Annotated in this window: 21 protein-coding genes and 1 other RNA gene; 8 read left to right on the top strand and 14 right to left on the bottom strand. The window is 63.7% G+C overall.

Going from position 1 to position 25,727, the window contains the following annotated elements; genetic code table 11:
* Positions 1–287 precede the first annotated feature (287 nt).
* From Herbaro_RS17080 to gyrA, 14 genes are all read right to left on the bottom strand, one after another.
* Entirely contained in the window at positions 288–659 is a 372-nt protein-coding gene (locus Herbaro_RS17080) for a ComEA family DNA-binding protein (protein ID WP_275010814.1), read from the bottom strand.
* A gap of 150 nt (positions 660–809) precedes the next feature.
* Positions 810–1,739 carry a D-glycero-beta-D-manno-heptose-7-phosphate kinase gene (gene rfaE1 / locus Herbaro_RS17085; protein WP_275010815.1) on the bottom strand — a complete coding sequence of 310 codons (930 nt, stop codon included), beginning with the start codon at positions 1,737–1,739 and terminating at the stop codon, positions 810–812.
* Positions 1,740–1,752: 13 nt separating this feature from the next.
* Positions 1,753–3,129 carry a UDP-glucose dehydrogenase family protein gene (locus tag Herbaro_RS17090; RefSeq protein ID WP_275010816.1) on the bottom strand — a complete coding sequence of 459 codons (1,377 nt, stop codon included), beginning with the start codon at positions 3,127–3,129 and terminating at the stop codon, positions 1,753–1,755.
* Between the two features lie 39 nt (positions 3,130–3,168).
* Positions 3,169–4,344 (bottom strand): lipopolysaccharide assembly protein LapB, encoded by a 1,176-nt coding sequence (lapB, locus tag Herbaro_RS17095; protein WP_275010817.1) that lies wholly within the window; start codon positions 4,342–4,344, stop codon positions 3,169–3,171.
* Positions 4,345–4,359: 15 nt separating this feature from the next.
* A complete protein-coding gene (locus Herbaro_RS17100) occupies positions 4,360–4,686 on the bottom strand; it encodes a LapA family protein (RefSeq protein ID WP_275010818.1) in 327 nt (108 codons plus the stop codon).
* Between the two features lie 256 nt (positions 4,687–4,942).
* On the bottom strand, positions 4,943–5,248 hold the full coding sequence (locus tag Herbaro_RS17105; protein ID WP_006462119.1) for an integration host factor subunit beta: 306 nt from the start codon (positions 5,246–5,248) through the stop codon (positions 4,943–4,945).
* Positions 5,249–5,261: 13 nt separating this feature from the next.
* Entirely contained in the window at positions 5,262–6,890 is a 1,629-nt protein-coding gene (gene rpsA / locus Herbaro_RS17110) for a 30S ribosomal protein S1 (protein ID WP_275010819.1), read from the bottom strand.
* Positions 6,891–7,205: 315 nt separating this feature from the next.
* Positions 7,206–7,874 (bottom strand): (d)CMP kinase, encoded by a 669-nt coding sequence (cmk, locus tag Herbaro_RS17115; RefSeq protein WP_275010820.1) that lies wholly within the window; start codon positions 7,872–7,874, stop codon positions 7,206–7,208.
* 45 nt (positions 7,875–7,919) lie between these two features.
* Positions 7,920–9,251: a 3-phosphoshikimate 1-carboxyvinyltransferase gene (aroA, locus tag Herbaro_RS17120; RefSeq protein WP_275010821.1), complete on the bottom strand. Its 1,332-nt coding sequence runs from the start codon at positions 9,249–9,251 to the stop codon at positions 7,920–7,922.
* Between the two features lie 68 nt (positions 9,252–9,319).
* Positions 9,320–10,207 carry a prephenate dehydrogenase gene (locus tag Herbaro_RS17125; protein WP_275010822.1) on the bottom strand — a complete coding sequence of 296 codons (888 nt, stop codon included), beginning with the start codon at positions 10,205–10,207 and terminating at the stop codon, positions 9,320–9,322.
* Positions 10,208–10,214: 7 nt separating this feature from the next.
* Positions 10,215–11,321: a histidinol-phosphate transaminase gene (gene hisC / locus Herbaro_RS17130; protein ID WP_275010823.1), complete on the bottom strand. Its 1,107-nt coding sequence runs from the start codon at positions 11,319–11,321 to the stop codon at positions 10,215–10,217.
* A 68-nt stretch (positions 11,322–11,389) separates the two neighbouring features.
* Positions 11,390–12,463, bottom strand: a complete 1,074-nt coding sequence (gene pheA, locus Herbaro_RS17135) for a prephenate dehydratase (RefSeq protein ID WP_275010824.1) — start codon at positions 12,461–12,463, stop codon at positions 11,390–11,392.
* A gap of 167 nt (positions 12,464–12,630) precedes the next feature.
* Positions 12,631–13,743, bottom strand: a complete 1,113-nt coding sequence (serC, locus tag Herbaro_RS17140) for a 3-phosphoserine/phosphohydroxythreonine transaminase (RefSeq protein ID WP_275014043.1) — start codon at positions 13,741–13,743, stop codon at positions 12,631–12,633.
* Positions 13,744–13,806: 63 nt separating this feature from the next.
* Positions 13,807–16,473: a DNA gyrase subunit A gene (gene gyrA / locus Herbaro_RS17145; protein ID WP_275010825.1), complete on the bottom strand. Its 2,667-nt coding sequence runs from the start codon at positions 16,471–16,473 to the stop codon at positions 13,807–13,809.
* Between the two features lie 178 nt (positions 16,474–16,651).
* On the opposite strand from gyrA, the gene Herbaro_RS17150 reads away from it, so the two are divergent.
* The 8 genes from Herbaro_RS17150 to Herbaro_RS17185 all read left to right on the top strand — a co-directional run bounded on the left by Herbaro_RS17150 (position 16,652) and on the right by Herbaro_RS17185 (position 25,585).
* Positions 16,652–16,849, top strand: a complete 198-nt coding sequence (locus Herbaro_RS17150; RefSeq protein WP_275010826.1) for a hypothetical protein — start codon at positions 16,652–16,654, stop codon at positions 16,847–16,849.
* Between the two features lie 27 nt (positions 16,850–16,876).
* The gene (locus Herbaro_RS17155) at positions 16,877–17,014 is read left to right on the top strand and encodes a hypothetical protein (RefSeq protein WP_275010827.1); all 138 of its coding nucleotides are present in this window, start codon (positions 16,877–16,879) and stop codon (positions 17,012–17,014) included.
* A 155-nt stretch (positions 17,015–17,169) separates the two neighbouring features.
* Positions 17,170–17,784 carry an outer membrane protein OmpA gene (gene ompA, locus Herbaro_RS17160; protein WP_275010828.1) on the top strand — a complete coding sequence of 205 codons (615 nt, stop codon included), beginning with the start codon at positions 17,170–17,172 and terminating at the stop codon, positions 17,782–17,784.
* A gap of 119 nt (positions 17,785–17,903) precedes the next feature.
* Positions 17,904–18,611 (top strand): bifunctional 2-polyprenyl-6-hydroxyphenol methylase/3-demethylubiquinol 3-O-methyltransferase UbiG, encoded by a 708-nt coding sequence (gene ubiG, locus Herbaro_RS17165; protein WP_275010829.1) that lies wholly within the window; start codon positions 17,904–17,906, stop codon positions 18,609–18,611.
* 63 nt (positions 18,612–18,674) lie between these two features.
* Positions 18,675–19,331 (top strand): HAD family hydrolase, encoded by a 657-nt coding sequence (locus Herbaro_RS17170; RefSeq protein ID WP_275010830.1) that lies wholly within the window; start codon positions 18,675–18,677, stop codon positions 19,329–19,331.
* Positions 19,332–19,632: 301 nt separating this feature from the next.
* Positions 19,633–23,340, top strand: coding sequence for a DUF748 domain-containing protein (locus Herbaro_RS17175; protein ID WP_275010831.1), 3,708 nt, complete (start codon positions 19,633–19,635; stop codon positions 23,338–23,340).
* 82 nt (positions 23,341–23,422) lie between these two features.
* Positions 23,423–23,783: a transfer-messenger RNA gene (gene ssrA / locus Herbaro_RS17180) on the top strand.
* A gap of 404 nt (positions 23,784–24,187) precedes the next feature.
* On the top strand, positions 24,188–25,585 hold the full coding sequence (locus Herbaro_RS17185) for a J domain-containing protein (protein WP_275010832.1): 1,398 nt from the start codon (positions 24,188–24,190) through the stop codon (positions 25,583–25,585).
* The last annotated feature ends 142 nt before the right edge of the window (positions 25,586–25,727 follow it).

Below are 25,727 nucleotides of genomic sequence, written 5' to 3' on the forward strand. Positions count from 1 at the left end.
ATCCGGCAGCCCTCCGACCGATCCCGCCGCTTTCCGCCGCGCAAGGCCGTTTCCGGCCCGCGCCTTGGCCACATGGGCGCAGACGCGTCCGTCGCTGGGCAGACAAGCTGCATTCTGAGGCAGTCGCCGGTCTATGGCTCGGCCAACTGTAACCGCATTTTTTTGGAGAAACAAGGGTTTGCTTATCGATTTGTCAGCATCCCGCGCGGCGCGTTGCGCCCCGGGGGCGCCGCCGGTAGCGCAACGGCGGCAACCCGGGATCCGGGCCGCCGTCGTGCGCCCGCGGTTTACTTCTTGATGGCGTCGGGCAGTCCGGCGCCCTGCTCCCGGATCACGGCCGCCGCCTTGTTGCCCTTGCCCACAGCCTTGGCGACCTGGGCGGTGCCGGCCTTGGGCTGGCCATTGACGGTGAGGCCGTTGGCCGACAGCTTCAGCGCGCTCTTTTCCTTGATGCCCTTGACGCGGTTCTGCAGGTCGTCCCAGTCCTTGAAGCTGCCGCCCTTCTGGCGCGCCTCCAGGATGCGCTTGGACATCGACGGGCCGATGCCGCGCACGCCGTCGAGGGCGGCCTGGTCGGCCTTGTTGACGTCGACCTCGGCGAAGGCCATGCCGGCGGCCATGACAAAGGTGACGATGAACAGGAGGAATTTCTTCAACATGCTGGATCCTTTCGGGAATGATGATCGGAAAGACAAAAGGCAGCGCACCGCAAGGTGACGCTGCCTTTGCTCAACGAAGCCGTCCGTTGGATGTTGACAGAAATTCAACGAGAAATTGACCGCATATTCACACTGCGGCCGGCCTTTACCTCAGCCCTCCAGCAGCTCCTCGCGGGTGACGGTGGCCGTGCCCAGTTTGCCCACCACGATGCCGCCGGCGCGGTTGGCCATGGTGACCGCGTCCACCAGCGGCGCCCCGGCGCCCAGCATGACGGCCAGCGTGGCGATGACGGTGTCGCCGGCGCCGGAGACGTCGAACACCTCACGGGCCATGGTCGGGAAATGCCGCACGTCGCCGTCGCGGTACAGGCTCATGCCCTCTTCCGAGCGGGTCAGCAGCAGCGCTTCCAGGTTCAGCTGCGCGCGCAGGTTCTGCGCACGCGCGGTGAGGTCTTCCTCGCCCTTCCACTGGCCGACGATGCGCACCATCTCCGACTTGTTGGGCGTGAGCACCGAGGCCCCGGCGTAGCGCGAGAAATCGTCGCCCTTGGGATCGACCAGGATGCGCTTGCCCAGCTTGCGCGCCGCCGCGATCATCTCGGCCACGTTGACCAGGCTGCCCTTGGCGTAGTCGGAGAAGACGATGACGTCATAGTCGGCCACCAGCGAGTTGAACTGCGTGAGCTTGTCGCGCAGGACGTCGTCGGTGGGCGACTCCTCGAAGTCGATGCGCACCAGCTGCTGCTGGCGCCCGATCACGCGCAGCTTGACGATGGTGGAGATGGTGGCGTCGCGGTTCAGGTGGCTGGCGATGCCCATCTCGCCCAGCATGCTCTCCACCACGCTGGCCGGTTCGTCGTCGCCGGTCACGCCCAGCAGCGCGGTCCTGGCGCCCAGGCTGGCGGTATTGCGCGCGACGTTGGCGGCGCCGCCCAGGCGCTCCTCGCGGCGTTCGACGCGCACCACCGGCACCGGCGCCTCGGGCGAAATGCGGTTGACTTCACCGAACCAGTAACGGTCCAGCATGACGTCGCCCACGATGAGGATGCGGGCGGAATCCCAGGCTGCGGCGATATCCATGACGGTCTCCGGATCAGGCCTGGCCGGCCAGCGAACGGCCGATGCCGTAGTATTCGATGCCGCTGTCGGCCATCACCTGCGGCTCGAACAGGTTGCGGCCGTCGAAGATCACCGGGTTCTTCAGCGCCGCCTTGACGCGCTCGAAGTCCGGGCTGCGGAAGGCCTTCCATTCGGTGACGATGGTCAGGGCGTCGGCGCCCTGCAGGGCGTCCATCGGGCTCTCGGCGAAGCGGATGCGCGCCAGCAGTCCGGCCTCGCCGGCGAAGTCCAGCTTGAGCACGCGCGCGCCCTCCTTCATCGCCACCGGGTCGTACACCGCGACGGTGGCGCCGCGGCGCACCAGCTCGCCGACCAGCACGCGCGAAGAGGCTTCGCGCATGTCGTCGGTGTTGGGCTTGAACGCCAGGCCCCAGATCGCGAAGTGCTTGCCGGCCAGGTCTTCGCCGAAACGGGCGACGACCTTCTTGCCCAGCACGTGCTTCTGCAGGTTGTTGACGTTTTCCACCGCCTGCAGGATCAGCAATTCCTGGCCGTAGTCGCGCGCGGTGCGTTCCAGCGCCTGCACGTCCTTGGGGAAGCAGGAGCCGCCGTAGCCGCAGCCGGCGTACAGGAAGCTGTGGCCGATGCGCGGATCGGAACCGATGCCGTGGCGCACCGCCTCGATGTCGGCGCCGACCTTGTCGGCCAGGTTGGCCAGCTCGTTCATGAACGAAATGCGCGTGGCCAGCATGGCGTTGGCCGCGTACTTGGTGAATTCGGCGGAGCGCACATCCATCCAGTAGGTGCGCTCGTGGTTGCGGTTGAAGGGCGCGTACAGCTTCTTCATCAGCGCCTGGGCGCGCAGGCCGTCGGCGGTCTGGTCGTGGCCGATGACGATGCGGTCGGGGCGCATGAAGTCCTCCACCGCGGCGCCTTCCTTGAGGAACTCCGGATTGGAGACCACCGAGAATGCGGCGCCGGCCTGGCCGCGCAGGCCCAGCTCGTCGGCGATGGCGGCGCGCACCTTGTCGGCGGTGCCGACCGGCACGGTGGATTTGTCCACCACCACCTTGAAACCGCTCATGTGGCGGCCGATGTTGCGCGCGGCGGCCAGCACGTATTGCAGGTCGGCCGAGCCGTCCTCGTCGGGCGGGGTGCCGACGGCGATGAACTGGATATCGCCGTGCGCCACGCTGGCGGCGACGTCGGTGGAAAATTGCAGGCGGCCGGCGGCGCGGTTGCGCGCCACGACGTCTTCCAGGCCCGGCTCATGGATGGGAATGCCGCCGTTGTTGAGGATGTCGACCTTGGACTGGTCGACGTCCAGGCAAAACACGTCGTTGCCCAATTCGGCCAGGCAGGCGCCGGTCACAAGGCCCACATAGCCGGTGCCGATAATGGTGATTTTCATGGCGGATCCAGATTCTTTTTCAATGGAGGCGGCAAGGCCTCAATTCATGACATTCAATTCTTCGGTGCGGCGCGGCGGATAGGTTTCCCAATGGCTGCAGCCCGGGCATTGCCAATAGAACTGGCGCGCCTTGAACCCGCAATGGCTGCACTGGTAGCGCGCCAGCTTCTGCGTGTAGCCGTGCACCAGGGTCTTGACCACCGACAGTTCCGGCCGCACGTTCTGCGGCGCCGTCATCATGCGCGCCTCCAGGAACTTGTCCAGGCCCAGCAGCGTCGGTGTGCGGCGCAGCTCTTCGCTGACCAGGTTGTTGGCGGCCTCGACGCCTTCGGCGTCCAGCACGGCCTTGAAGGCCACTTCCAGCAGGTCGATCGAAGGCGCCTCGGCGAGATAGGCGCGCAGCAGGTTGATGCCTTCCTGCGGCCGCGCCACGGCCAGGTAGCCGTCCATCAGGCGCTGCGCCACCAGCGCCGTGTGCGGCACGCTCTGGTGCTCGACCCGGCGCCAGGTTTCCAGCGCGCCTTCGATGTCGCCCTTGGCGCGCAGCGCGTCGCCCATCAGCATGGTGGCGCGCACGCTCTTGCGGTCGGCGCCCAGCGCCTTGTCGAGCAGGGCGATGGCGGCGTCGGCGTTGGTGCGCACCAGCTCGTCGGCGGCCAGCTCGCAGTAGAACTGCGCGATCTCGCGCTGGCGGCCGCCGGCGCCGGTGGCCTGCAGGATCTCGGCGGCCGAGATGGCCCGCGTCCACTCCTTCTCGCGCTGGTAGATTTCCAGCAGCGCGCGTCCTGCCTGGGCGCTGTATTGCGTGTCGATCAGCTTGTTGAAGGTTTCCTCGGCGCGGTCCAGCAGGCCGGCCTTCAGGTAATCCTGGCCCAGCTCGTAGAGCGCGTGGCCGTGATGCTCGGCCGGCAGGTCGGGACGCGCCAGCAGGTTCTGGTGCACACGGATGGCGCGCTCGGTCTCGCCGCGGCGGCGGAACAGGTTGCCCAGCGCGAAATGCAGCTCCACCGTTTCGGGGTCGAGCTTGACGATTTCGATGAAGGCGTCGATGGCCTTGTCGGGCTGCTCGTTGAGCAGGAAATTAAGGCCCTTGAAGTAGCCGCGCGGCAAGGTGCGCGACTCCGACAGGAGCTGGTTGATGTCAACCCGCGCGGCAATCCAGCCCAGTCCGAAGAAGACGGGAATGCCGAGCAACCACCAGAATTCAAATTCCATAAACGAGAGGGAAAATTAGAGAATGTGCTGCGCCGTGATCACGCTGTCCGGCAGCGGCGGCTGGGCCTGGACCTGGGCGATCTCCTCCTGCTGCTTCTGGATCTGCGCCAGCGCCTTCTTGTAGCGCGCGGCTTCGCGGCGATGGCGGAACACCATCGGCGTCATCGCCAGCACGCCCAGCACGGCGCCGACCACGAAGAAGGCCAGCAGGACCAGCACCAGCGGATCGGTGCGCTCATAGCCGAGGAAGAGGTGCATGGTCACTTCCTGGGTATTGCGCAGCGCGAAGAAAAAGAAAAGGACGAACAGGATGGCCGCAATCAATCTCGACACTATTTTCATGGCGTAGTCCTTTCGTAGGGTTAGCAGCCGACAGCAGCGCTGCCGGAACGGCGAATGCGAAACTGTGGAATTGTACGTGAAAAAAACCGGGGCAAAGAAGGCCGCGAGGGCCGCCGCCGGGAATTTACAGCTCGCCGGGCTCTGCGGGACGCGCTTCCTTCGCACATTTTCCGCGCCATCGCCACCGCGTAAAAGACAAAGGGCGGACATGCATCGCATGTCCGCCCCTCGAGATGCTCAGGCATCGCCGATCGCTTCAGTCTTCCCTGATGGGTTGCCCCACCATGGCGTCCACCCGCTCGCGCAATTCCTTGCCCGGCTTGAAGTGAGGCACCCGTTTTTCAGGAACCATCACCTTGTCGCCGGACTTGGGATTGCGGCCGATGCGCGGCGGGCGCCGATTCAGCGCAAAGCTGCCAAAACCGCGGATCTCGATGCGCTGGCCGGTCGCAAGCGCGTCGACCATGGCATCGAGGATGGTTTTGACCGCGTAATCCGCATCCTTAGCAACCAGCTGCGGATAACGCTCAGCCAAGCGGGCAATCAGCTCCGACTTTGTCATCGTGGACCGAAGATCAGTTCTTGTTGTCGAACTTGGCCTTCAACAGTGCGCCCAGGCTGGTGGTGCCGGATGCAGCGTTGGAGTCGGCCGACATCTTCTGCATGGCTTCCTGGGTCTCGGCGTTGTCCTTTGCCTTGATCGACAGCTGGATGCTGCGAGCCTTGCGGTCGATGTTGATCACCAGAGCTTCGACGGAGTCGCCGACCTTCAGGTGGGTACCGGCATCTTCCACGCGGTCGCGGGAGATTTCGGATGCACGCAGGTAGCCTTCGACTTCTTCGCTCAGGGCGATCACGGCGCCCTTCGGCTCCACCGACTTGACGGTGCCGGTCACGATCGCGCCCTTGTCGTTCAGGGCGGCGAAGTTGTTGAACGGGTCGCCTTCCAGTTGCTTCACGCCCAGCGAAACGCGCTCGCGCTCGACGTCGATGGCCAGGACCACGGCTTCCAGTTCGTCGCCCTTCTTGAACTTGCGCACGGCTTCTTCGCCGGCTTCGGTCCAGGACAGGTCGGACAGGTGCACCAGGCCGTCGATGTTGCCGGTCAGGCCGATGAACACGCCAAAGTCGGTGATCGACTTGATCGAACCACGGACCTTGTCGCCCTTCTTGTGGCTCATCGCGAAGTCATCCCAAGGATTCGGCTTGCACTGCTTCATGCCCAGGGAGATACGGCGACGCTCTTCGTCGATTTCCAGGACCATGACTTCGACTTCGTCGCCCAGCTGGACAACCTTGTTCGGAGCCACGTTCTTGTTGGTCCAGTCCATTTCGGAGACGTGCACCAGGCCTTCGATGCCTTGCTCGACTTCCACGAACGCACCGTAGTCGGTCAGGTTGGTGACCTTGCCGAACAGGCGGGTGCCTTGCGGGTAGCGACGCGACAGACCGGTCCAGGGATCGTCGCCCAGTTGCTTGACGCCCAGCGAAACGCGGTTCTTCTCTTGATCGTACTTGAGGACCTTGGCGGTGATCTCCTGGCCAACCGACAGGACTTCCGACGGGTGACGCACGCGACGCCATGCCAGGTCGGTGATGTGCAGCAGGCCATCGATGCCGCCCAGGTCGACGAATGCGCCGTAGTCGGTGATGTTCTTGACGATACCGGTGACGACGGTGCCTTCCTTCAGGGTTTCCATCAGCTTGGCGCGCTCTTCGCCCATCGAGGCTTCGATCACGGCACGGCGCGACAGAACGACGTTGTTGCGCTTGCGGTCCAGCTTGATGACCTTGAATTCCAGGGTCTTGCCTTCGAACGGGGTGGTGTCCTTGACCGGACGGGTGTCGACCAGCGAACCCGGCAGGAAGGCGCGGATGCCGTTGGTCAGAACGGTCAGGCCGCCCTTGACCTTGCCGTTGACGGTGCCGGTGACGATCTCGCCGGACTCCATCGCCTTTTCCAGCGAGAGCCACGATGCCAGACGCTTGGCCTTGTCGCGCGACAGGATGGTGTCGCCGAAGCCGTTTTCCAGCGATTCGATCGCAACGGAAATGAAGTCGCCGACGTTGACTTCGACTTCGCCGTTGTCGTTCTTGAATTCTTCAACAGGGATGAAAGCTTCGGACTTCAGGCCGGCGTTCACGATCACGAAGTTGTGATCCAGGCGCACGACTTCTGCCGAAATGACTTCACCCGAACGCATGTCCTGACGCGACAGCGATTCTTCAAACAGAGCAGCAAATTCGCCGGAGGTATCAACACCTGCAGCGATAACGGTAGTGGTAGACATAAATTGAAAAATATAGATTGGCCGGTATCCGTTCGATGCAATCGCGCTGACTTGCACTGTCGCCTTCGCATACAACATTGCGCCGGCGGCATGGAATATCGGGTTAGGTTTATCAACACCTGGCGGACTTTGCATCCGCCCGGCACCAACGGGACTACACGGTTACAACACTTGCGAAACTTTGTCCTGCCTTGCCTTCCCGGGCCGGCCGGCTTGGAATCAAGCCGGTCAATGCTCCAGGGCGGCGTACCAACTGAGCACCTGCTGCACCGCTTCATCAGCGGTCATGTCGGAAGTATCCAGGTGATATGCGCCTTCCGCGGGCTTCAACGGCGCCGACGAGCGATTCATGTCGCGTTCGTCGCGTTCCTTCAAATCCCTGGAAAGGTCTGCGATATTAGCAGAAAAACCCTTGTCAATCAATTGCTTATGGCGCCTTGTGGCGCGCGCGTCCACACTGGCGGTCAAAAACACCTTCAGGCGGGCGCCGGGGAAGATCACCGTCCCCATGTCGCGGCCGTCGGCGACCAGGCCGGGCGGCTTGCGAAAGCCCAGCTGCAGGCCGTAGAGGGCCTGCCGCACCGTTATCAGGGCGGCAATCTTCGAGGCCGTGTTGCCGACCTCTTCGGCGCGGATGGCCTGGGTCACGTCCTCGTTGGCCAGGAAGATGTGGGCGCCGTCGAAGTGGCAATGCAAGTGCTCGGCCGCCTTGGCCAGCGCGTGCTCGTCATCCAGCGCCACGCCCCGCCGCAGCACGGACAGGGCCGTCAGCCGGTACAGCGCGCCCGAATCGAGATAGTGAAAGCCCAGCTGCTGAGCCACCCTTTGTGCCACCGTGCCCTTGCCCGATGCGGTCGGGCCATCGATGGCGATGACCGGAATTTTCGCTTTTTCCATGCAAACCTGTCCGAGAAAATAATTTACGCAATAGAACAGGGTGTATCAGATCAGGGTTTGCTCGGCAATCTTTTTGAAGACGGCGAAGTAATCCGGGAAGGTCTTGGCGACGCACTTGGGGTCGTTGATGCGGATGCGGTTGCCGCGGCGCAAGGCGCCGTCCAGCGATGCCAGGGAGAAACACATGGCCATGCGGTGGTCGTCGTAGGTATCGATGGCGGCCGCGCCGATCTCGGCCGGCGGCGTCACCTTGAGATAGTCTTCCCCCTCCTCCACCTCGGCGCCGAGCTTGCGCAGCTCGGTGGCCATGGCGGCCAGGCGGTCGGTTTCCTTGACGCGCCAGCTGGCGATGTTGCGCAGCGTGCTGGGGCCGTCGGCGTACAGCGCGGCCACGGCGATGGTCATGGCGGCGTCGGGAATATGGTTGAAGTCGGTATCGATGGCTTTTAGCGGACCGTTGGACGAAGCCTCGATCCAGTTCTCACCCATGGTGATGGTGGCGCCCATCTGCTCCAGCGCCTCCACGAAGCGCACATCGCCCTGGATGCTGTCGCGGCCCACGCCTTCGACCCGGATCGGCCCGCCGGCGATGGCGCCCGCGGCCAGGAAATACGAGGCCGAGGAGGCGTCGCCTTCGACGTGGATGGTGCCCGGGCTGCGGTAGTTCTGGCCGGCCTGGATGGTGAACTGCTGCCAGCCGTCGCGCTCGACCTCGACGCCGAAGCGGCGCATCAGGTTCAGCGTGATCTCGATGTAGGGCTTGGAAATCAGTTCGCCGACCACCTCGATCTGCATCGGCTCTTCGCGCGCCATCAGGGGTGCGGCCATCAGCAGCGCGGTCAGGAACTGGCTGGACACGTTGCCGCGCACCTTCATGCGGGTGGAGCTCAGCTGGCCGCGGCGGATGTGCAGCGGCGGATAGCCGGGATTGCCGGTGTAGTCGATGCGCATGCCGACCGCGTTGAGCGCGTCGACCAGGTCGCCGATGGGCCGCTCATGCATGCGCGGCACGCCATGCAGCGTGTAGTCGCCGCCCAGCACGGCCAGCGCCGCCGTCAGCGGGCGGATCGCGGTGCCGGCGTTGCCCATGAAGAGGTCGGCCTGGTGCACCGGCAGCACGCCGTTGACGCCGTGCACGATGTAGTCTTGCGTGCCCTCGATCTGCTCCCACTTCACGCCCAGCGTCTGCAGCGCCATCAGCATGACCAGCGTGTCGTCCGAGGCCAGCAGGTCGAGGATGCGGGTGGTGCCGCCGGCCAGCGCGGCCAGCAGCAGGATGCGGTTGGAGATGCTTTTCGAGCCCGGCAGCTTGACCGTGCCCTGCACGTGCGGCACCGGCGCCAGGTCGATATGTCGGGGGTAGGAAGGCTGTTTCATCGCAATTCGATAGGAAGGTTGATCTGGGTGCCGCGCTCGCCGCGGCCACATTGTATGCCAGCGCCGGCTCAGGACGGCTTGCGCTCGGCTGCCTCGATGGCGCCCGCCCACTGCAGCCGCGCGTGCTGTGCGCTCGCATAGATTTTTTCCAGCGCCGCGCCGTCGCCGGCGGCGATCATCTGGCGCATCGAGGCCAACTGCGCCAGGTAGGCGTCCACTTCGGTCAACAGCGCGTCGCGGTTGGCCAGCGTGATGTCGCGCCACATCTCCGGCGAGGAGCCGGCGATGCGGGTGAAATCGCGAAAACCGCTGGCAGCATATTGGAACAGCGTGTCGGCGTGCGGCTTGCCGGCGATGTCGTCGACCAGGGCGAAGGCCAGCACGTGCGGAAGGTGGCTGACCGAGGCGAACACGGCGTCATGCTCCTGCGGCGAGAGGCGATGGATCACCGCGCCGCAGGCCTGCCAGGCGGCGGCCACGCGCTCGACAGCGGCGGCGTCGTTCTCCGGCAAGGCGGTGATCACGACTTTCTTGCCCACATACAGGTCGGCCAGCGCGGCCTCGGGGCCGTGCTTCTCGCGTCCGGCGATGGGATGGCCCGGCACGAACTGCGCGATCCGGGATCCCAGCGCCTTGCGCGCTGCGGCGACCACGTCGCTCTTGGTGCTGCCGGCGTCGGTGACCAGCGCGTGCGGCGCCAGGTGCGGCGCGATGGACGCCAGGATGGCTTCGGTCTGCGCCACCGGCGCGGCCAGCAGGATGAGGTCGGCGCCCTCGACGGCGGCGGCCGGGTCCAGCGCGATGGCGTCGATGATGCCCAGCTCGCGCGCGCGCGCCAGGCTCTCGGCGGAGCGGCCGACGCCGACGATCTGCGCGGCCTGCCCGGCCTGGCGCAATGCCAGCGCGAAGGATCCACCGATCAGGCCGACGCCGAAAATGACGACTTTGTTGAACACGGCAAACTCAGGCGAGAACGGTTTTCAGGGCGGCGATGAAGGCGGCGTTCTCTTCCGGCAGGCCGATGGAGATGCGCAGCCATTGCGGCAAGCCGTAGTTGCCCACCGGTCGCACGATGATGCCTTTCTTCAACAGCGCCAGGTTCACGCGCGCGCCGGCGCCGTCGTCCTCGCCGACCTTCACCAGCACGAAGTTGCCGTAGGACGGCACATAGCTGAGCTTGAGCTCGTCGAACGCCGCGGTCAGCTGGCCATAGCCGGCGCTGTTGACTTCGGCGCTCTTGCGCAGGAAGGCCTGGTCGTTGAGCGCCGCCACGGCCGCGGCCTGGGCCAGCGAGTTGACGTTGAAGGGCTGGCGGATGCGGTTCATCAGGTCGGTCACTTCCGGCTGGGCGATCGCGAAACCGACGCGCAGGCCGGCCAGGCCATAGGCCTTGGACATGGTGCGCGAGACCACCAGGTTGGGATACTGGCGCACCCAGGCGGTCGACTCATACTGGTGCTCGGCGGCCAGGTATTCGTTGTAGGCCTCGTCCAGCACCACCACCACGTCGGCCGGCACCGCCTTCAGGAAGGCTTCCAGCTCGGCCGCGGAAACGAAGGTGCCGGTCGGGTTGTTGGGATTGGCCAGGTACACCAGGCGGGTGTCGGCGGTGATCGCCTGCGCCATGGCCTGCAGGTCGTGGCCGAAGTCCTTGGCCGGCACCTCGATGGCGCGCGCGCCGACGGCCTGGGTGGCCAAGGCGTAGACCAGGAAGCCGTACTGCGCATACACCACCGATTGCCCGGGCTGCACGAAAGCGTGCGCGGCGATCTCGAGGATGTCGTTGCTGCCGTTGCCCAGCGTGACCCAGCTCTGCGGCACGTCGTACTTGGCGCTGATGGCGGCCTTGAGCTCGAAGCCGTTGGCATCGGGATAGCGGCCCAGTTCAGCCACCGCCTGCTGCATCGCCAGCCTGGCCGATTCCGGCATGCCCAGCGGGTTCTCATTGGACGCCAGCTTGACGATGGCGGCCTCGTCCAGGCCGAATTCGCGCGCCACCTCGGCAATGGGCTTGCCGGCCTGGTAGGGAGCGATGGCGCGGACGTAGTCGGGGGCGAGTTGTTTGGACATCTTGGTCTTTCCTGGAAATGGTGGCCGCGCCGCCGCCGGCGGCGCGATGATCATGCTCGTCGCAGGCCTTACAGGCCCAGCGGGTAGGAACCCAGCAGCTTGAAGAAGGCGGCGTTCTGCTTAAGCTCGGCCAGCGCCTGCGCGACCTTCTCATCCTGCTCGTGGCCTTCGAGGTCGACGTAGAAATAGTATTCCCACGCGCCCATGCGCGCCGGGCGCGACTCGAAGCGCGTCATCGACACGCCGTGCCTGGCCAGCGGCGCCAGCAGGCTGTACACCGCGCCGGCCTTGTTGGGCACCGACAGCACGATGGACGTCTGGTCGCGCCCCGAAGGCGCGGTGCGCAGGCGGCCGATCACGGCGAAGCGGGTGCGGTTGTGCGGGTCGTCCTGGATATGGGCGTTCACGGTCTGCAGGTTGTACTTCTGCCCCGCGATCTCGCCGGCGATCGCCGCCACGGCGGGGTCCTCGCTGGCCATGCGCGCGGCCTCGGCGTTGGAGGCCACCGCCTGGCGCTCGATGCCGGGATAATTCTGGTTGAGCCAGGCATTGCACTGGGCCAGCGCCTGCGAATGGGCGCAGATGCGGGCGATGCCGTCCATGCCGCCGGATCGGGTCATCAGGCTGTGGTGCACGGGAATGGCGACTTCGCCGCTGATGGTCAGCGTGGTCTGCAGCAGCAGGTCCAGCGTGCGGTTGATCACGCCTTCGGAGGAATTCTCGATGGGCACCACGCCGAAATCGGCGGTGCCGGCCTCGGCGTCGCGGAACACTTCATCGATCGAGACGCAGGGCAGGCCTTCGATGGCATGGCCGAACTGCTGGTACACGGCCTGCTCGCTGAAGGTGCCTTCGGGGCCGAGGTAAGCCACCACCACGCGCTTTTCCAGCGCGCGGCAGGCCGACATCACTTCACGGAAGATGGTCTGGATATCGGCGCCCAGCAAGGGGCCGGGATTGCGCTCGGCCGCCTTGCGCAGCACCTGGGCCTCGCGCTCGGGGCGGAACACCGGCGCATTGGTCTCGGCCTTGACGTGGCCCACTTCCTGCGCGACGCGGGCGCGCTGGTTCAGCAGGTCGAGGATCTGCGTATCGATGGCATCGATCTTCTGTCGCAGCGGCAGCAACTTGTCGTCACTCATCTTGCTCTCTCATGTTCTGGCGGCCGCGCATCCGCCCCTTGTGCGGATGCGCGGCGCGTTGGTCTCTGTGCCTGTCTTGCCGCACGACGCGCTACGCCCGCCCGCATGGCGAACGGAGATGCCGCGGGCATGGTCGCGGCGAATCCCGGAGATCCGCCGCGCCGATGTCAGCCGTATTGCTTTTCGAATTCTTTGAGGTAATCGACCAGGGCTTGTACGCCCTCGATCGGCATCGCGTTATAGATCGATGCGCGCATGCCGCCGACCGACTTGTGGCCTTTCAGCTGCAGCAGCCCGCGCTCCTTGGCGCCGGCGAGGAATGCGTCGTTCAGCGACTCGTCGCCCAGGAAGAACGGCACGTTCATGCGTGAACGGCAATCTGCGGCGATGCGGTTGCTGTAGAAATCGGTGCTGTCCAGGTAGCCGTACAGCAGCTCGGCCTTGGCGATATTGCGCCGCTCCATCGCGGCCACGCCACCCTGGCGCTTGAGCCACTGGAACACCAGGCCGGCGATGTAGATCGCGTAGGTCGGCGGGGTGTTGTACATGGAGTCGTTGTCGGCCACGATCTTCCAGTCGAAGGCCGAGGGGCAGTACGGCAGCGCATGGCCCAGCAGGTCTTCGCGCACGATGACGATGGTCAGGCCGGCCGGGCCGATGTTCTTCTGGGCGCCGCCGTAGATGACGCCGTACCTGGAGACGTCGACCTCGCGCGACAGGATGTGCGAGGACATGTCGGCCACCAGCGGTGCGCCGTTGGTGTCGGCGGCCACGTCCGGCGCGTACTGGTACTCGACGCCGTCGATGGTCTCGTTGCTGCAGATGTGAACGTAGGCCGCGTCCTTCGTCAGCTTCCAGTCGGCGCGCGCCGGGATGCTGGAGAACTTGTGCCCGGCCGAGGAGGCGGCGACGTTGACGGTGCAATAACGGCCGGCTTCCTTGATCGACTTGACCGACCAGGAACCGGTGTTGATGTAGTCGGCCACGCCCGGCTCGCGCTTGCCCGCAGGGGAGCGCAGCGCCGCCAGGTTCATCGGGATGATGGCGTTCTCGGCAATGGCCCCGCCTTGCAGGAACAGTACCTTGTAGTTGGAAGGGATCGCAAACAGCTCGCGCACGTCGCGCAGCGCCGCCTCGATGATGGACATGTACTCGCGGCCGCGGTGGCTCATCTCCATGACGGACATGCCGCTGCCGTGCCAGTCCAGCATCTCGTCGGCTGCCTGCTGCAGCACTTCCCTGGGCAATACCGCGGGTCCTGCGGAAAAGTTGTAGACCATATCTGCCATCACAATCAAAAAAGGCGGCTCATCCGTGGTGAGCCGCCTTGTGTCTGAAGCTTGTTACTCGTCGGCTGCGGGCGTTTCGCCGCCGGCGGAAGCACCGGTCTCTCCCGCTTCGCCACCCTCGGCCGCCTCCATCGCATCCTCGACGTCGGATTCGACCACGCGCTGCAGGCCCGACAGCTTGGTGCCGTCTTCCACCGCGATCAGGGTCACGCCCTGGGTCGCGCGGCCCATCTCGCGGATCTCCGACACGCGGGTGCGGATCAGCACGCCGCCGGTCGTGATGAGCATGATTTCATCGGTCGACTCGACCAGTGTGGCGGCAACCACCTTGCCGTTGCGCTCGCTGGTCTGGATCGCGATCATGCCCTTGGTGCCGCGGCCGTGGCGGGTGTACTCGGTGATCGGGGTGCGCTTGCCGAAGCCGTTCTCGGTCGCGGTCAGCACCGACTGCTGCTCGTTCTCGGCAACCAGCAACGCGATCACCTGCTGCGTCTCTTCCAGGTTCATGCCGCGCACGCCGCGCGCCGTGCGGCCCATCGGACGCACGTCGTTCTCGTCGAAGCGCACCGCCTTGCCGGAGTCGGAGAACAGCATCACATCGTGCGCGCCGTCGGTCAGCGCGGCGCCGATCAGGAAGTCGCCCTCATCGAGGTCGACCGCGATGATGCCGGCCTTGCGCGGGTTGGAGAAGTCCGACAGCGGGGTCTTCTTGACGGTGCCCAGGCTGGTGGCCATGAACACGTAGCGATCCTCGGGGAAGGTGCGGTTGGCGCCCGACAGCGGCAGGATCACCGTGATCTTCTCGCCGTCCTGCAGCGGGAACATGTTGACGATGGGCTTGCCGCGCGAGTTGCGCGAACCCTGCGGCACTTCCCACACCTTCAGCCAGTACAGGCGGCCGCGGTTGGAGAAGCACAGGATGTAATCGTGCGTGTTGGCGATGAAGAGCTGGTCAATCCAGTCGTCGTCCTTGGTCGCCATGGCCTGCTTGCCGCGGCCGCCGCGCTTCTGCGCGCGGTACTCGGAGACCGGCTGCGACTTCATGTAGCCGGTGTGCGACAAGGTCACCACCAGGTCCTGCGGCGTGATCAGGTCTTCGGTGCCGAGGTCGGTGGCGTTGAGCTCGATGGTCGAGCGACGCTCGTCCTTGGCGCCGATGCCGTAGTCGTTCTTGGCGGCGTTGAGCTCGTCGGTGATGATGGCCGTCACGCGCGCCGGCTTGGACAGGATGTCCAGCAGGTCGGCGATCTGCGCCATCACTTCCTTGTATTCGTTGACGATCTTGTCCTGCTCCAGGCCGGTCAGGCGCTGCAGGCGCATCTGCAGGATTTCCTGGGCCTGCTCGTCGGACAGCTTGTACAGGCCATCGGACTGGATGCCGTAATGGGCAGGCAGGCTTTCCGGACGGAAGGCGGCGATGCCGCCTTCGTTGGCTTCGCCGGTGCGCGCCAGCATCTCGCGCACGGTGGACGAATCCCAGGCGCGCGCCATCAGTTCGCTCTTGGCGATCGGCGGCGTCGGCGCGGCGCGGATGATGGCGATGAAATCGTCGATGTTGGCCAGCGCGACCGCCAGGCCTTCCAGCACGTGGCCGCGTTCGCGCGCCTTGCGCAGCTCGAACACGGTGCGGCGGGTGACCACTTCGCGGCGATGCGACAGGAAGCATTCCAGCAGTTGCTTCAGGTTCAGCAGGCGCGGCTGGCCGTCGACCAGCGCCACCATGTTCATGCCGAAGGTGTCCTGCAGCTGGGTCTGCTTGTACAGGTTGTTCAACACCACTTCGGGCACTTCGCCGCGCTTCAGTTCGATGACCACGCGCATGCCCGACTTGTCGGACTCGTCGCGCAGGTCGGAGATACCTTCCAGCTTCTTCTCGCGCACCAGCTCGGCGATGCGTTCGAGCAGCGCCTTCTTGTTGACCTGGTAGGGCAGCTCATCGACGATGATCGCGATGCGGCCTTCGCGGCCGTATTCCTCGAAGTGGGTCTTGGCGCGCATGACCACGCGGCCGCGGCCGGTGCGATAACCATCGCGCACGCCGGAGACGCCGTAGATGATGCCGCCGGTGGGGAAGTCGGGCGCCGGGATCAGCTCGATCAACTCATCGATGGTGCACTGGTCGTTGGCCAGCAGGTGCAGCGCGCCGTTGACCACTTCGGTGATGTTGTGCGGCGGGATGTTGGTGGCCATGCCCACGGCGATGCCGGAGGATCCATTGACCAGCAGGTTGGGGATGCGGGTCGGCAGGACCGACGGCTCCTTTTCCTTGCCGTCGTAGTTGGGCACGAAATCGACGGTTTCCTTCTCGATGTCGGCCAGCAGGTCGTTGGAAATCTTGTCCAGGCGGCACTCGGTGTAACGCATCGCCGCGGCGCCGTCGCCGTCGATCGAACCGAAGTTGCCCTGCCCGTCCACCAGGGTGTAGCGCAGCGAGAAATCCTGCGCCATGCGCACCAGGGTGTCATAGATCGACGCGTCGCCGTGCGGGTGATATTTACCCATGACTTCGCCGACCACGCGGGCGCACTTGACGAACGGACGGTTCCACACGTTGTTCATCTCATGCATCGCATACAGCACGCGGCGGTGCACCGGCTTCAAGCCGTCGCGCACATCCGGCAGTGCACGTCCCACGATCACGCTCATCGCGTAATCGAGGTAACTCTTGCGCATCTCTTCTTCGAGGGAAATGGGGATGGTTTCTTTAGCGAATTGATCCATTGGAGAGTCGAAAGATGTTTCTCGGTCGAAAAGTCACCCCGAGCGGGCCGTGCCCTTGGACGTGATCTGAACAGCACATTCTAGCACGCCGGGAGTGCCAAACGCCGGGTCGGCGGCCGGCGCGGGGCTCTCCGCCCCGGCCGAACCGATGGCCCGCGGCCATGGAGGGCGGCAGGCGATGGCGACCCTGGGCATGCGCGTATATATATTAGAACTGGCGACGCCGGAAATTTCCGGAAGGATATGCCGCCAGATACTCACATCACCGCCGGAAATAAAACCGGGGAAATCGCTGGAACCGCTTTTTCACTGCGCCGCCATCGGGGAATACCTGAAGCTTCGCTCGCATCGCAGCATTCTTGCAGAACAGGAATAATTACCCGACTGAAAAACAGGGAACTGCATGAAAAATAAGGAGATTCTTGCAAAAATCGGCATTTTTCTGGCTCCGGAGGAACAAAAAACCGCCAAAAAAATCGCGTTGTGCGAAAACAACACAGTCCCAAAAACGTTGTCTGGACCAATTAGCAAGCATCACTGAAGGGCAATCCGTGTGGCAGAATGGCGGCTAAGTTCATTGCAAGCCCCACGGAACAAGGGCCTGTGACGACCTGAACACATGATATTATTCATTTTTTTGATGTCGTAATCTTGTAGCGCAGTTTATCTGCGGATATCTCACCCGAGAGGAGAAACATGAACAAATTAGCAAAACTCGTCTTCGCTGCTGCGTCCGCAGCCATCGCTCTGTCTGCCAGCGCTCAGGAAATCAAGGACATCAAGGTTCGTCCGGGCAGCCTGTACCTGCAAGATGGCCGTGATGTCGTGACCCGCAGCGGCTATGGCCTGTGCTGGAACACCGCCTTCGTGAACGGTCCTTGCGAAGAGCCGCCTGCTCCTGCAGTTGCTGCTGCTGCTCCGGCTGCTCCGGTTGCCGCCGCTCCGGCCGCTCCGACCTCGGAAAAAGTGACCTACGCCGCTGACGCGTTCTTCGACTTCGACAAGGCTGTCCTGAAGCCGGCCGGCAAGGCCAAGCTGGACGAGCTGGTCGGCAACCTGAAGGCGATCAACCTGGAAGTGATCATCGCCGTCGGCCACACTGACTCCGTCGGCGCCGTCGCCTACAACCAGAAGCTGTCGGTTCGCCGCGCTGAAGCCGTCAAGGCATACCTGGTGTCCAAGGGCGTTGAAGCCAACCGCGTCTACACCGAAGGCAAGGGCAAGTCGCAACCGGTCGCAGACAACAAGACTGCAGCCGGCCGCGCCAAGAACCGCCGCGTGGAAATCGAAGTTGTGGGTACCCGCAAGTAATCGATTGACGCTACAAGGCTGTAATGAACCCCGCTTCGGCGGGGTTTTTTTATGGCTATTTGATTTGCGCCGCCTCCCCACTTCCGACGTCCGCCCCTCTTTGGGCTATCATTCAGCCTATGAATGCTACCAACGCCGATCCCCAAGAAATCCAGAAATTCAGTGAACTGGCCCACCGCTGGTGGGACCCGGGTTCCGAATTCCGCCCCCTGCACGAAATCAATCCCTTGCGCCTGGAATGGATCAACGCACGCGCCCCGCTGTCCGGCAGGAAAGTCGTCGACATCGGCTGCGGCGGCGGCATCCTGGCCGAATCGATGGCGCAAAAGGGCGCTGACGTCACCGGCATCGACCTCTCGGACAAGGCCTTGAAGGTGGCCGACCTGCACAGCATGGAGTCCGGCGTGCAGGTGCGCTACGAGAAGATCGCCGCCGAAGACCTGGCCGCGCGCGAACCCGGCCAGTACGACGTGGTGACCTGCATGGAAATGCTGGAGCATGTGCCCGACCCGGCCTCCATCGTGCGCGCCGCCGCTGCGCTGGCCAAACCGGGCGGCAAGGTGTTCTTCTCCACGCTCAACCGCAATCCCAAGTCCTACCTGCTGGCCATCGTCGGCGCCGAATACCTGCTGCGCATGCTGCCCAAGGGCACGCACGACTACGCCAAGTTCATCACCCCGGCCGAACTGGCGCATTACACGCGCGAAGCCGGCCTGGAGATCGACGCCTTCAAGGGGATGAGCTACAACCCGCTGACCAGGATCTATTCGCTGAACCAGGACACCGACGTCAACTACCTGGTCGCCTGCACCAAGCCTGCTGCCTGACAGCGGCCCGCCGCGGCGCTCTCGCCGCGGCCAGCCGTTTTCCTCAACCTGCCCTGCACCGCCATGCCCTTACGCCCACCGCGCGCGATCCTGTTCGACCTCGACGGCACGCTCGCCGATACCGCCCCCGACCTGGCCGCCGCCGCCAATTTCCTGCGCGAGGAACGCGGCCTGCCGCCGGCGCCCTATGAGAACCTGCGCCCGGTCGCCTCGGCCGGCGCGCGCGGACTGATCGGCGCGGCGCTGGACATCCATCCCGGCGACTCGCGGTACGAGGAGCTGCGCGTGCGCTTCCTCGACCGCTACGAAGCCAGCATGACCGTGCACAGCCGCCTCTTCGACGGCGTGCCCGAACTGCTGGCGCAATTGGAAGCGCGCGGCATCGCCTGGGGCATCGTCACCAACAAGGCCGCCCGCTTCACCGACAAGCTGGCGCCGCAGATCGGCCTGGGCCATGCCGCCTGCCTCGTCTCCGGCGACACTACGCCGCATCCCAAGCCGCATCCGGCGCCGCTGCTGGAAGCCGCCAAACGGCTGCAGCTGGCGCCCGAGGACTGCTGGTACGTCGGCGACGACCTGCGCGACATCCAGGCCGGCCGCGCCGCCGGCATGCCCACGGTGGCCGCCGCCTGGGGCTATTGCGGCCACAGCGCGCCGACCACCTGGGAAGCCGACGCGCTGACGCATGATCCGCAGCAGCTGTTGCAGCTGCTGCCCTGAATTCCGCTATACGCAATCGCATCGGATACTGCCGCATTGCGCACGCGGCCCCGCTGCGACGGACGTTGAACCTTCGCCGTCCTTTCCCTCTCTGAAAACCAGCCGGCACGCGGGCAAGACTGCCGCATGCCGACGCTCACAGTTTGCCCGCGGCGCATTAGAATGATGCCCGGGGCCGAGTGCCGCACCAGCCTCGGCAACGCGAACAAGATCACCTCGAACAAAATCACAATACGCAACGGCGCCGCCTGTCCTGACTGACGCAGTCGCCCCGCCGCGGCATCGACAAGGAACATCGGCCATGGCCAATCCCGGCATCGCAGCGACCCTCAAGAACTTCGACCGGAACCGCGTGCGCCGGCCGCTCAAGTGGCTGGCCTGGATCGTGGCCATCCTGCTCGCGCTGGCCGCCATCAGCTGGCTGGCCCTGCCCTCCTTGGTCAAGAAGATCGCGGTCGAACAGACGCAGGAAAAGATCGGCCGCAAGCTCGATATCGGCGAGGTCGCCTTCAACCCGTTCCGGCTGGCGCTGACCGTCTCCGGCATTACGCTCTACGAGGCGGATGGCAAGACCCCGTTCTTCTCGGCCCGTTCGCTGCTGGTCAACGCCTCCTCATTCTCGATCTTGCGCCTGGCGCCGGTGCTGGATGAAATCAAGCTGACCGGCCCCGACGTGCATGTGGTGCGCCTGGATGCCGACGGCATCGGCCATTACAATTTCTCCGACATCCTCGCGCGCATCGACGCCATGCCCAAGAGCGACGCCAAATCGAGCTTCTCGCTGGCCAACGTGCAACTGCAGGACGGCAAGATCCGCTTCGAGGACAAGGTCACCGGCAAGAACATCGACATCGCCGCACTGCAGCTCGGCCTGCCCTTCGTCTCCAACCTGCCCGGCAATATCGACAGCTTCGTCCAGCCGCAGCTCTCGGCCACCGTCAACGGCACGCCCTTCCTGCTCAAGGGGCGCAGCAAGCCCTTCGCCAGCAGCCAGGAATCGGCCTTCGCCATCGACATCGACAAGCTCGACCTGGTCAGCTACCTGCCCTTCGTGCCGGCCCAGCTGCCGGTGCTGCTGCAAAGCGCCAAGCTCTCGACCAAGCTGGACCTGAGCTTCGTACGCGCCGACGGCAAGCCCAAGGTGGCGCTCTCGGGCGAGGTCGCGCTCGACGAGGTATCGGTCCAGGACAAGAGCCAGGGCCAGCTGTTCAAGGCCCGGCAGCTGGCCGCCACGTTCAGGCAGTTCGACGTGCTGGACGCCAGCGGCGAGATCGCCCAGGTGCGCCTGGAAGCGCCCCAGGTCTCGGTCGCGATGAACGCGCGCGGCGAGATCAACTGGGTGCGCGCGCTGGCCGCCGGCAAGGCGCCCGTGAAAGCCAAGGCGGATGCCGCCGCGCCGGTTTCCACCCCTGCGGCTGCCGCAGAAGAAAAGAAAGCCGCCATCCTGGTCGGGCAACTGAGCGTGCGCGACGGCGAGATCAATTGGCGCGACGAGGCCAATGCCGCGCCGGCGCAAGCCGTGCAGCTGGGCCAGTTGAGCATCGATGCCGCGCAACTTTCCACCGCCGCCGACGCCAAGCCGGCCGCGCTGAAGATCTCCGCCGTCGAGAACGGCCGCGGCAAGCTGGCCTTCGACGGCGAACTGGCGCCGCTCAAGGCGCAGCTCGCGGGCCGCGCAACGCTGGAAGGCATCGACATCGCGGGCTACCAGAACTACCTGAACCGCTCGCTGGCGGCCGCCGTCTCGGGCAAGCTGTCCGGCGCGGCGTCGGTCCGCCTGCAGGACGGCCAGCTCAAGCTGGACGACGCCGGCCTGGAGCTGGCCGGCCTGAAGCTGGTCCCCAAGGCCAAGACCGCCGGCGCCATCAGCGTGAAATCGATCGCGCTGCAAAAGGCTTCGCTGGACCTGGCCGCCCACCAGGCGCAGGCCGATGCCATCCGCATCAGCGGCCTGTCCGGCGACATCCGCCGCGAGAACGACGGCGGCTTCAGCGTGCAGAAGCTGCAGGCCGGGGCGCCCGCCGCCGGCGAACGCGCAGCAACGGCGCCTGCACCGGCCGCCAGGCCGGCCGGCAAGACCCCGGCGCCCACGCCCTGGGTAGCGCGCCTGAACACTTTCAGCCTCAACGACAGCGCCATCAACTTCGAGGACGCTGCCAGCGCCAAATCCAGGCTGCAGATCAGTGGCATCAACCTGCAGCTGCAGAACCTCTCCAGCAAGCTGGACCAGAACACCAAACTGAGCCTGCAGGCGCAGTTCGACAAGAGCGGCAAGCTCGACATCAAGGGCCAGGCCGCGCCGCAATTCAAGAGCGTGGACCTGGAGCTGGACGCCCGCTCGCTGCCGGTCGCGCCCTTCCAGGGCTACTTCTCCAACGTCCTCAACGTCACGCTGACCAGCGGCCTGCTCAGCGCCAAGGGCAAGCTGGCGGTGACGCCGCCGCTGGAGCAGCAGAAGTTCGCGCTGAGCTACAACGGCAGCGCCGCCGTGAACAACCTGCGCATGCAGGACAAGGTCACCTCCACCGACTTCCTGCGCTGGCGCGCGCTCGACCTGGCCGGCATCCAGGTCAAGCTGGGCGGCCGTCCGCAGGTCTCGCTGGACAAGGTCTCGCTCAACAACTTCTACGCGCGCGCGATCCTCTCCGAGCAGGGCCGCCTGAACCTGCGCGACATCGTCGTCGCCGACGCCCAGTCGCAGGGCTCGATCACCGACGACAGCAAGAAGGACGGCAAGGAAAAATCCGCCGCCTCGCGCAAGACCACCACCTCGGCCGCGCCGGTGACCGCGCCTGCGGCCGACCCGAACGCGCCCGTGATCCGCGTCGGCCAGGTGGTGCTGGCCGCCGGCAACATCAACTACACCGACAACTTCGTCAAGCCCAACTACACCGCCAACATGACCAACCTGGCCGGCACCATCGGCGAGATCTCGTCGGAGAAGCCGACGCCGGCGACGGTCGACATCGGCGGCAAGATCGACAACGACGCCCCGTTGCAGATCTCCGGTTCGATCAACCCGCTGTTCAAGCCGATGTTCCTCGACATCAAGGCCAGCGCCAACGGCGTGCAGCTGCCGCGCCTGACGCCCTACTCGGCCAAGTACGCCGGCTACCCCATCACCAAGGGCAAGCTGTCGATGGACGTGCAGTACAAGATCGAGAACGACAAGCTGGTGGCGCAAAACGACGTGCGCATCGAGCAGCTCACCTTCGGCGAGCGCGTCGACAGCCCCGACGCCACCAAGCTGCCGGTGATGCTGGCGGTCTCGCTGCTCAAGGACCGCAACGGCAACATCAACCTCAACCTGCCGATCTCCGGCTCGCTCTCCGATCCGGAATTCTCGGTCGGCGGCATCATCGTGCGCGTGTTCGTAAACCTGATCATCAAGGCCGTCACCTCGCCGTTCAGCCTGATCAGTTCGATGTTCCATGGCTCCGACAACATCGGCGACCTGCGCTACATCGAGTTCCAGCCCGGCTCCTCGGAGATCACGCCCGAGATCCGCAAGAAGCTCGACGCGCTGGGCTACGCCCTCAACGAACGCCCCGGCATCAAGCTCGACATCACCGGCCGCGTCGACCCCAAGGTCGACGACCAGGGCCTGCGCCAGGAAGCCCTGAACCGCCAGATGCGCGCCCTGAAGCGCCGCGACCTGATCGAAAAGGAAGGCCAGCCGTCCGGCCCGATCCAGCTCAGCGAAGCCGACCGCGCCAAGTACATGGAACGCGTCTACAAGGACGCCAGGTTCGACAAGCCGCGCAACATGATCGGCCTGTCCAAGTCGCTGCCGCCGGAGCAGATGCAGCAGCTCATCGTCGACAACACCAAGGTCACCGAAGACGACCTGCGCAAGCTGGCCCAGGCAAGATCCGACCAGGTTCGCAACTACCTGCAGGAGCAAAGCGTGATCCCGGCCGAACGCATCTTCCTGATCGCCCCCAAGCTCGGCAGCGACGGCATCCCCGAGAAGGAGCCGACGGCCCGGGTCGACCTCAACCTGCAATGACGACGAGCCAGCCCACAAAACGGGCGCCGGGGCTTGATAAAGCGGCGGCTGCCCATACAGTAGGTTATAATCCTCTTTCTGCGGGGGCGACTTGGTTTCGACGTGGGTTGCAAAGCAGCGCAGGGCATACCGAGGCCTGATTACCTCGTAAATACAGTCAGAACGTAAATAACTGCTAACGATAACTCGTACGCACTGGCCGCTTAATCGCGGTTAGCTCCACACCATCTCGTCTCTGGGGTGGGCTGGCAACAGCGGTGGAGTCATTTACAGAGAATCGCTTCGGAACGGGTCACTTGGACCGAAGTTAAACTTTAGGTGACTAGCCTTTCCGCAGCGTGTGCGTCCGCGGCGGCCGGGTTAAATCAAATGACAGCACTAAGTATGTAGAACTGTCTGTAGAGTGCTTGCGGACGCGGGTTCGATTCCCGCCGCCTCCACCAAACAAAGAAAATGGCCCCCCTAGGGGCCATTTTTTTTGTTTGTTGATCGCGAGAACCGATCCCGCGTCCGGCACGGACGCGGGGCGAGCCCTGGATTGCGCGGCGCATGCGCCGTGCCGGGTGAGCGGTTTGCGCTTGCAAGCGCAAACCCGGGAGATTCCCGCCGCCTCCACCAATACTCTGAAAAGCCATTAGCGATCAGTAAGTTACTGATTCCTAGTGGCTTTTTTATGCTTTGCTGCCTGTGTGTGTTACACGTGACTGAGAAATCAATGCCAAGAATGGTGAGCGGGTCAAATCTTCAAGTAAATCGACACACTGCCATCTAATTTCCTCCGCTGGTGTCTCGCAACATACCTAAGGCGAATGCGATACCATCCGCATAACAAAAATAGGGGGAAACTATGACTAACAATGATCCTAGAGGGTATTACCGGGTTTTAGGCCTTCAGCCAAACGCAGATGCTGTTGAGATCAAAGCTGCCTTCCGTCGCAAAGCAATGGAGCTGCATCCTGATAGAAATGATGCCCCAAATGCGACAGAGCAATTCCAATTGCTTAATGAGGCATACGGAGTTCTGAGTATCCCCGAACTCCGAGCTCAATACGACACGATGTCGATAGACTCGGGACCGACTGCGCCCAGTAATCAACGTGCTGAAGAGACTCAACTCGAACCAATTGTTTGCTCTTGCTGCGGAAAAGTAACTGCACAGCCGCGCTACGCAATTTTCCGTGAGATCAAAAGCTTTATCCTCATCACGACTCGCTCGGTGGTTCAAGGAATTTTCTGTAGTGCCTGCGCAGAGAAAAAGGTTTTAAAAGCGTCGGCGATTACATGGACTATTGGGTGGTGGGCTATACCGTGGGGGCCGATCTACTCCGTACAAGCCATCATCAGCAATCTATTCGGAGGAATGCAACCGGCTAACATCAATGCCCGTTTAGCGGCGCATCAAGCTTGGTTCTTTGCTATTCAAGGAAAAACGGATATCGCTCGCGCTATTGCGCTTGACGCTATGGATTTGGCTAAGAAGATCAAGCCAGATGGAGTCTCAGCCAAATTCAAGAAAGGTCTGGGATATGATGTGCCCGACGAGGGAACTGAACTGCGTGGGCAAATCCAGAAACTATTGGAATTGCTGGGAGACGGCGGCCCTGGAAGATTGAAAGATTCATGGACTCTTTTGCGTCGCCCGTTCTATGTGCAGGGATCTGTCATAGCTTTCGTAGCTAGTTGCATAGGTATCGCTATATTCTCTGATACATCGAACTCCTATGCACCTCCTCTGATCGGCAAGAGCCCCAAGCCCTACATGCAAGCCCCTCCTGTTACTAGCGCCCCATCTATCGCATCTGCCCCTGTACAGGCCCCTGTTAAGCCCAAGTATATCCGTCCTAGTAGGGCCCCAAATGGGCAACATTGGCCGAAATTCGCTGGCTATATAAAAGGCTATGCCAGTCTTAACGAAAATGGATTGTCGCAAGTAACAATCGACAACAATCAAAATGACTCGGACGTTTTTGTAAAACTCGTTTCACTTGATGGTGCTAAAGCATTTCCTGCAAGGACCTTCTACATTCCTAGCCACGGTAGCTTCACGCTGCATAACGTCACAGCAGGTAGTTACGACGTTAGGTATCAGGATCTAAACTCTGGGGGACGCTCTCGTTCCGAACAGTTTTCATTGGAAGAAACTCCGACCTATCAAGGCACGCGATATAGCAACGTCACACTCACGCTTTATAAAGTCCGCAACGGCAATATGAAGACTTACGACTTGGCTGACGATGAATTCTGATACTACGCCTCCCTTTATCCGAGTAACGTTCAGGAGTACTTTGGTATGTCATGCACGTCTGTGTAATTGTTTATAAGACCGAACGTGGACGCGGGTTCAATTCCAATTCGATATAATGTGTCTGGAAATTTGTTACACAAAT

Source organism: Herbaspirillum sp. WKF16, from assembly GCF_028993615.1.
Taxonomy (GTDB): Bacteria; Pseudomonadota; Gammaproteobacteria; order Burkholderiales; family Burkholderiaceae_D; genus Herbaspirillum.